Below are 6,368 nucleotides of genomic sequence, written 5' to 3'. Positions count from 1 at the left end.
CGATAATAAAATAACGGGAGTATCTCTGTAAAGGCCGCTAATTTTCAGATTTCTAATCAATGTGCTGCCATCAAAATAAGGCATCATCAAATCAGATATAATTAAATTAGGATCATTCCCTTCCTCTAACCAGCTTATTGCCTCTATACCACTCTTCTTAATCACAAGATCATAGTCGGCAGACAATATAAATGTTAATAGTCTAAGAATACTTAGCTCATCATCAACAACCAGTATCTGTTTTCTATTTGTTGTATTACTTTCCATAATCTTGTCTCCTTTCTTAAAATCTTTAGTTAATTATCTCAATCACTTTCCAATTTCTACACTTTAATCCTTATTACTTTGTTTTAATAGCAAACTCCATTTTACTAACTTCCCCTTTTCCTCTTGTGTTCAATTCATTTGAAACCACACGTCCAAAAGAATCAATAACCAGTACTCTTATATTTTGATCTTCGTTTGATACTACTTCTGTTTTTAATTTAAAGTCACTCGTATAATAAAATGGGATATCATTACTTCCGTTAGAAACACTAACATTAAAATCCTTGTTATTAATGTGATAGTTCACATCACAGTTCTCACATTCAATTCTCAGTATTCCTTCATTACTTATAGCGATTTCAGGATTGCTAAATGTCGAATTTTTTGTGCAACTGCTCAAAGAGATGAAAATTAATACTAATAAACCGATGTTAAGCCTCATTTTTTTTACTGTTTTTAATTACCTAATTGAAAAAATCAAGCCAGCAATAATTTTTCACAGTAAAATCAGCCTTTATTGGTGTTTTTCGGCTGTATACACACTAAATATAAGTTTCACACTTATTACACACTTTTGTGTACACAGTATAAATTAAATCAAAAACACCCTTATTGTAGAATATATTCCACAGTCCTTAATTAAAAATAAATACCACGAAAATTTAAACAAAAAAAAACGGCTGTTATATAAATAACAGCCGTTTTTTTTAAAAGATAGTAAAATCTTAACCTGTATTAATTTTTAGGTTGTACTCTTCCAGATTTTCTGTCTTTATCCCTTCCTATTAAATATCCTGCACCCGCACCAACAACACCACCAATAATGGCACCTCTTCCTTTTTTCTTGTCAATTAGCGCTCCGCCAAGTGCTCCTGCTCCGGCACCAATTGCAGTACCTTTAGCAGCTTCACTCCATCCTTTTTTCTTGGAAGCAGCCGGCTCTTCATAATTTCGGTTTCCGGAAGATTGAGAAGCAGCTTCATTTCTTTCAGCTAATAGTAAAGTTCTTTTTTCTTCTTTCACCTGAGCAGCAATTTTTGCATCCTCTTTTTTCTTCACTTCTGCTTTTTTAAAGCTATCTAGTTTCAAGCTGTCTTTTACTGCGGCAATTGCCTGTTGCTTAATTAGGGCTTGTTCTTTTTCATTGTTATTCGAGCACGCCGATAATAACATTGTCCCTGCTATTACTATTGAAAATAAATATTTCATGACTATAAAATTTAGTTTACTACCCATATCTAGAGAAAATGGTGCCAAAAACGTTATTTATCATCTAACGGACTGTAAACTACGCTACTATAATTTTCCTCAGCATCATTTTCTCCGTCCCTATTTCCTGAAATCCGGTCATTATCGTCGTCTAATCTTGTCATTAATGATGGYGGGTCCGACGAATGGTCAGCATCCAATCCTAAATTATCATCATCCAAATTATTTTTCTTCAGTTTCAGATCAGCCTTCTTTTTCATTTTAGCAGCCATAAAAGTTCATTTAAGTCATTACATATAACAAAAGTTGAACTTTTAAGTTTCAAAAATTCAACAAAGCAACTCCAAATGCAACATTTTGATTTTAATATTCAATTGATTACTTTCACATCGAAATAACATTAATACTATGCGTACAACAGGAAAAGTTAAATGGTTTAATTCTGCAAAAGGATTTGGATTTATAACTCCAGAAGATGGAGGAAAAGATATTTTCGTACATTTTTCTGCAATAGCAGGAGATTCATTCAGAGAGCTAAATGAAGGTGACAGTGTAGAATTCGAATTGAACGACGGAAAAAAAGGCCCGGAGGCTCAGAATGTAAAAGTTCTTTAATAATCCTCTTTCAATCAAAAAAGAGCCTGTATCATAAATCCTGATCAGGCTTTTTTCGTATAAAACAATGTCTTTTCATACTGCACCCTCCCCGTCATCTCGACGATAGGAGAGATCTCCTGGTTATGTCAATTCAATAGATCTCTCCTATCGTCGAGATGACGAAAGCTTTAAGGTAGCGACGGCAGCTTTAAATTAAAATATATAAACATGCAAAAAACAATCAGCATACTAGGATGTGGCTGGTACGGCCTGGCATTAGCAAAACACCTACTCGCCAATGGCTACAACGTAAAAGGATCAACAACCAGTGCCAATAAACTACCAACCCTTCAAACAGAAGGAATAGAACCATATTTAGTCAGTTTTAACGAACCAAGCATAAACTACAACCCTGCATTCTTTAATAGCCACACATTAGTCATCTGTATCCCGCCTAAAAGAAGCAGCGCTGAGCAGGCCAGCTTTCCAGATAAAATAGCCGAAATCTGCAAGGCAGCAGACAACAGTGTCAAAAACATACTATTTATAAGCTCCACCTCAGTATATGGCGATCGTAATACCGAATTATCAGAAACTGATGAACCAGATCCCGATACCCCATCCGGTAAAGCAATGAAACAAGCCGAGACCATCCTCAAAAACCATCCATCTTTCAAAACAACTATACTCAGGTTCGGTGGACTCATTGGCCCTGGTCGCGATCCGGGCAAGTTCTTCGCAGGCAAAATAAATTCCCCAAATGGGCAATCCCCAATAAATCTAATTCATTTAACAGATTGCGTTGGCATCAGCACCCATATCATAGAAACAGAAAGTTTCGGGTACACATTCAATGCCTGCACAGCCCACCATCCAGAAAAGCAAGCGTTTTATACACAAGCAGCCATCAACTCCGGGCTGGTGCCACCAACATTCATAAACGAACTTACCAGTTGGAAAATAATTAACTCCAATCAATCATCAACAGTATTAAAATATAATTACCAGATAACCAATTGGGTACAGTGGCTGCAAAAAGGTAAATTCTAATTTTAGTTTACGCTTAACTGTTAAAATGATATCTTGCCCTAATTAGGATAACCAAAAACTATGAAATTGACCATTTGGGGAGCAGCTAAACAGGTAACCGGAAGCATGCATCTTTTACAATTAGAAAATTATAATATATTAATTGATTGTGGGCTCGACTATGAAAAAGAAACCTTTCAGGAAGAAAACCAATACTTCCCTTTCGATCCGGCTTCTATAGATGTAGTTATCCTAACCCATGCCCATATAGACCATTCCGGTAACCTGCCAACACTGGTTCGGTTGGGTTTCGAAGGGCAAATCCTAAGCACACCACCAACAGCCGATTTAACCGAATTACTTTTACACGATTCCGTAAATGTATTTATTGGCAAGCAAAACAGACGCCCTAAAGGCCGAAGAGGCGGCAGATCAGGACCTCAGCCCTTATATCTCCAAAAACACGTAAACGACACCATGGACAGGTTTGTTACCATAGCCTTCCACAAAGAGTTCCGTTTAAATGACAATGTCTCATTAACCTTTATCCCCGTTGGGCACTTATTAGGCGCTGCAGCAATAGTTTTAACCCTTCAAGATAAAGGCGTAGAGAAAAAGATTGCCTTTACCGGCGATATAGGCCGTACCAACTACCCGGTTTTAGTGGATCCGGAACCACTACCACAGGTCGATTATCTAGTATCCGAATCCACCTATGGTGGCCGGTTGCACAGTACCGATGTAACCCTGCAAGAAAAGTTAATAGAAACCATAAACGAATCATGCGTTAAATACCCGGGCAGGCTAATCATTCCCGCTTTTAGCATCGGTCGTACACAGGCATTGGTATATTCCCTAAACAAAATCTTTAGCAGCGGACTGCTCCCACCCGTAAAAATATTCGTCGATAGTCCACTTGCTACCATTGCAACAGATATTTACAGAAAACATCACCACCTGTTAAACCAGGAATCTCAAGACTTCTATCGCAAACAAGGCGATGAATTTGAATTTGAGGAACTCTCTTACGTACATGATAAGCGCGAGAGCCAGTCGGTCTCCAATTATCACGAACCATGTATTATCATCTCGTCTGCCGGGATGCTGGAGGGTGGCCGTATTCAGGATCACCTTTATTATAATATACAAAATTATTATTGCACCATCCTATTTATCGGCTATTGCGCCAAAGGAACACTTGGCGACAGGTTATTACGGGGCGATCCAATTGTCCGCTTAAGGAACCGCGATCTCATGGTTTACGCCACCATACAAAAAACAGATCTGTTAAGCGGTCATGGCGATCATAACGACCTGGTTAATACCGTTAAGCAGCAAGATTCCGAAAAACTTAAATCAGTATTTCTGGTTCACGGAGAAATAAAAAGCATGAACATGCTTGGCGAAGCATTAACAGCACTTGGCTACAAAGTTAATTTACCTGAAAAAGGTGAAACTTTCGAGTTATAAAATATCCGTTCGGGCACAAACTGTATTAAATACTATACAAAAATCTTTACGTTTAAACGTTCGTTTCCTTTTTTTGGTATAAATTGAAAGCAAAACTAATCTACTGATTATTAGCACATTCAAATTTAAAATTAGATAAAACTGGCTTTGGCAGGATTATTACAAGCAGATAATCATTCAGTATTAAAATGAAACTGAAGAGAACTCAAATATCTAATTTATAAAAAACATGAAATCAAAAATTACAAAAGCAGCAATGATATTATCCATGGTGGGTCTATCAGCGCAATTATTTGCACAGGAGGCTGACTCTCAATCGTCGGAAAAATTCGCTAAGAAATATTTCCGCACCTGGTCTGTAGGACTTAACGGTGGTATGTTAACGCATTATACCCCTTTCAATAACAGAACTAATGGAAACTTCAATACTCCTTACGAATCTTGGGGTTACGGTGGTTACATCAAAAAACAAATAGTACCGGGATTTGGTATCCAGGCCGATTTCCTTGCAGGTAAAGTTAAAGGTGCCAACGTTATTGCCGGTACTAAATCAACTTTCGAATCTAGAATCGACTGGTCGGCAGCTGTTAGTGGTAACTTTACTATCGCCAACATGAGCTTAAACCAAAAACGTAATTTCCTTTCACCATATGCAACAATTGGTGCGGGTTACATGTCATCTGCAGCAACAACCGATCATCCGGGCGGTGCAAGCACAGGATATGATCAAAATTGGTTTGTTCCAATTGGAGCAGGTTTCAAATTGGGCGTATCAAAAGGTGTTAACATCGATTTAGGCTACACAGTTAGCTTCATGAAATCAAATAACTTTGATGGGGTAACAGCTGGTGCTAACGACAGATTCTCATATGCTCACGCAGGTATCGAGATTGCTTTAGGCAGAAAAGGAACTTCTCAATTACAAAACTTCAGCCCTATCGCTGCTATCCGCGAAGAAAGTGCTGCTGAAAGTGCAGAATTAAGAAGAGCATTATCAACTGCTGAAGAAAACGCAAGAAGAGACAAAGAAGCATTAGAAGCTCAATTAGGTGATGATGATGGAGATGGTGTAGCTAACAAATTCGACAAATGTGCTGGCACTCCTGCAAACACAGTGGTAGATGGTGCTGGATGTCCATTAAAAGCTCCTGCTCAGATCATCAAAGAAAAAGTAATTGTTACTGAGGCTGACCGTAGAGTTGTTGACGAAGCAATCAAAAACTTAGAGTTCGATTTAGGTAAATCAACTATACGTTCTACTTCATATGCAACTTTAAATAAAGTAGCTGAATTACTAGTAGCTAAAGACTTTAGCTTGAAATTAGCTGGTCACACAGATAACACTGGTTCAATGGCGTTAAACTTACGTTTATCTAAAGACAGAGCAGAAGCTATCAAAACTTATTTGGTATCACAAGGTGCAAACGCTTCACGTATCGAAGCAACAGGTTACGGTCCAAACCAACCTATCGCATCTAACAAAACTGCTGATGGTCGTCAGAAAAACCGTAGAGTTGAATTTACTTTATACTAGTATCTCACTAGTCTAAGTACCTCACTAGTTTAAATACTAGTCTCGTTAAATAAGAAAGCCTGGTCAAATGACCAGGCTTTCTTATTTAACGAGACTCCAGGAGAGATCCCTTGATTATGCCAACTTACCTCTTACCCCTCAACCCCCTTCTTAGGCGAAAACACCAGCGAAGCCACTACACTCAACACCAAAAMGCCTCCAACAATAGACAACGACAACGGCGATGAAATATGATAAAAAGGTGCAATCACCATTTTAACCC

The 6,368-nt window shown here is 38.0% G+C and carries 8 protein-coding genes; 4 read left to right on the top strand and 4 right to left on the bottom strand.

Annotation, left to right across the window (positions count from 1 at the left end; translation table 11 throughout):
* From AC1DG9_RS21395 to AC1DG9_RS21380, 4 genes are all read right to left on the bottom strand, one after another.
* Positions 1-267: response regulator (locus AC1DG9_RS21395; RefSeq protein ID WP_477635199.1), on the bottom strand; the 267-nt coding region annotated here is incomplete at its 3' end.
* Positions 268-340: 73 nt separating this feature from the next.
* Positions 341-709, bottom strand: a complete 369-nt coding sequence (locus tag AC1DG9_RS21390) for a hypothetical protein (protein WP_337714841.1) — start codon at positions 707-709, stop codon at positions 341-343.
* Between the two features lie 293 nt (positions 710-1,002).
* Positions 1,003-1,476 (bottom strand): YMGG-like glycine zipper-containing protein, encoded by a 474-nt coding sequence (locus tag AC1DG9_RS21385; protein WP_172663234.1) that lies wholly within the window; start codon positions 1,474-1,476, stop codon positions 1,003-1,005.
* A gap of 53 nt (positions 1,477-1,529) precedes the next feature.
* Positions 1,530-1,748, bottom strand: coding sequence for a hypothetical protein (locus AC1DG9_RS21380; RefSeq protein ID WP_337714843.1), 219 nt, complete (start codon positions 1,746-1,748; stop codon positions 1,530-1,532).
* 136 nt (positions 1,749-1,884) lie between these two features.
* Between AC1DG9_RS21380 and AC1DG9_RS21375 the strand changes: the two genes are divergently transcribed.
* The 4 genes from AC1DG9_RS21375 to AC1DG9_RS21360 all read left to right on the top strand — a co-directional run bounded on the left by AC1DG9_RS21375 (position 1,885) and on the right by AC1DG9_RS21360 (position 6,106).
* Complete coding sequence (locus tag AC1DG9_RS21375; RefSeq protein ID WP_108204027.1) at positions 1,885-2,091, top strand: cold-shock protein; 207 nt, start codon at positions 1,885-1,887, stop codon at positions 2,089-2,091.
* Between the two features lie 210 nt (positions 2,092-2,301).
* Complete coding sequence (locus tag AC1DG9_RS21370) at positions 2,302-3,123, top strand: NAD-dependent epimerase/dehydratase family protein (protein WP_288884217.1); 822 nt, start codon at positions 2,302-2,304, stop codon at positions 3,121-3,123.
* Between the two features lie 60 nt (positions 3,124-3,183).
* The gene (locus AC1DG9_RS21365) at positions 3,184-4,572 is read left to right on the top strand and encodes an MBL fold metallo-hydrolase (RefSeq protein WP_288884215.1); all 1,389 of its coding nucleotides are present in this window, start codon (positions 3,184-3,186) and stop codon (positions 4,570-4,572) included.
* Positions 4,573-4,801: 229 nt separating this feature from the next.
* Positions 4,802-6,106, top strand: a complete 1,305-nt coding sequence (locus AC1DG9_RS21360) for an OmpA family protein (RefSeq protein ID WP_172663238.1) — start codon at positions 4,802-4,804, stop codon at positions 6,104-6,106.
* Positions 6,107-6,368: the final 262 nt, after the last annotated feature.

The sequence above is a fragment of the Pedobacter sp. 05L430 genome (assembly GCF_056397585.1).
Note: the sequence above shows the minus strand (reverse complement) of the source record. Positions and strands in the feature narration are given on the sequence as shown.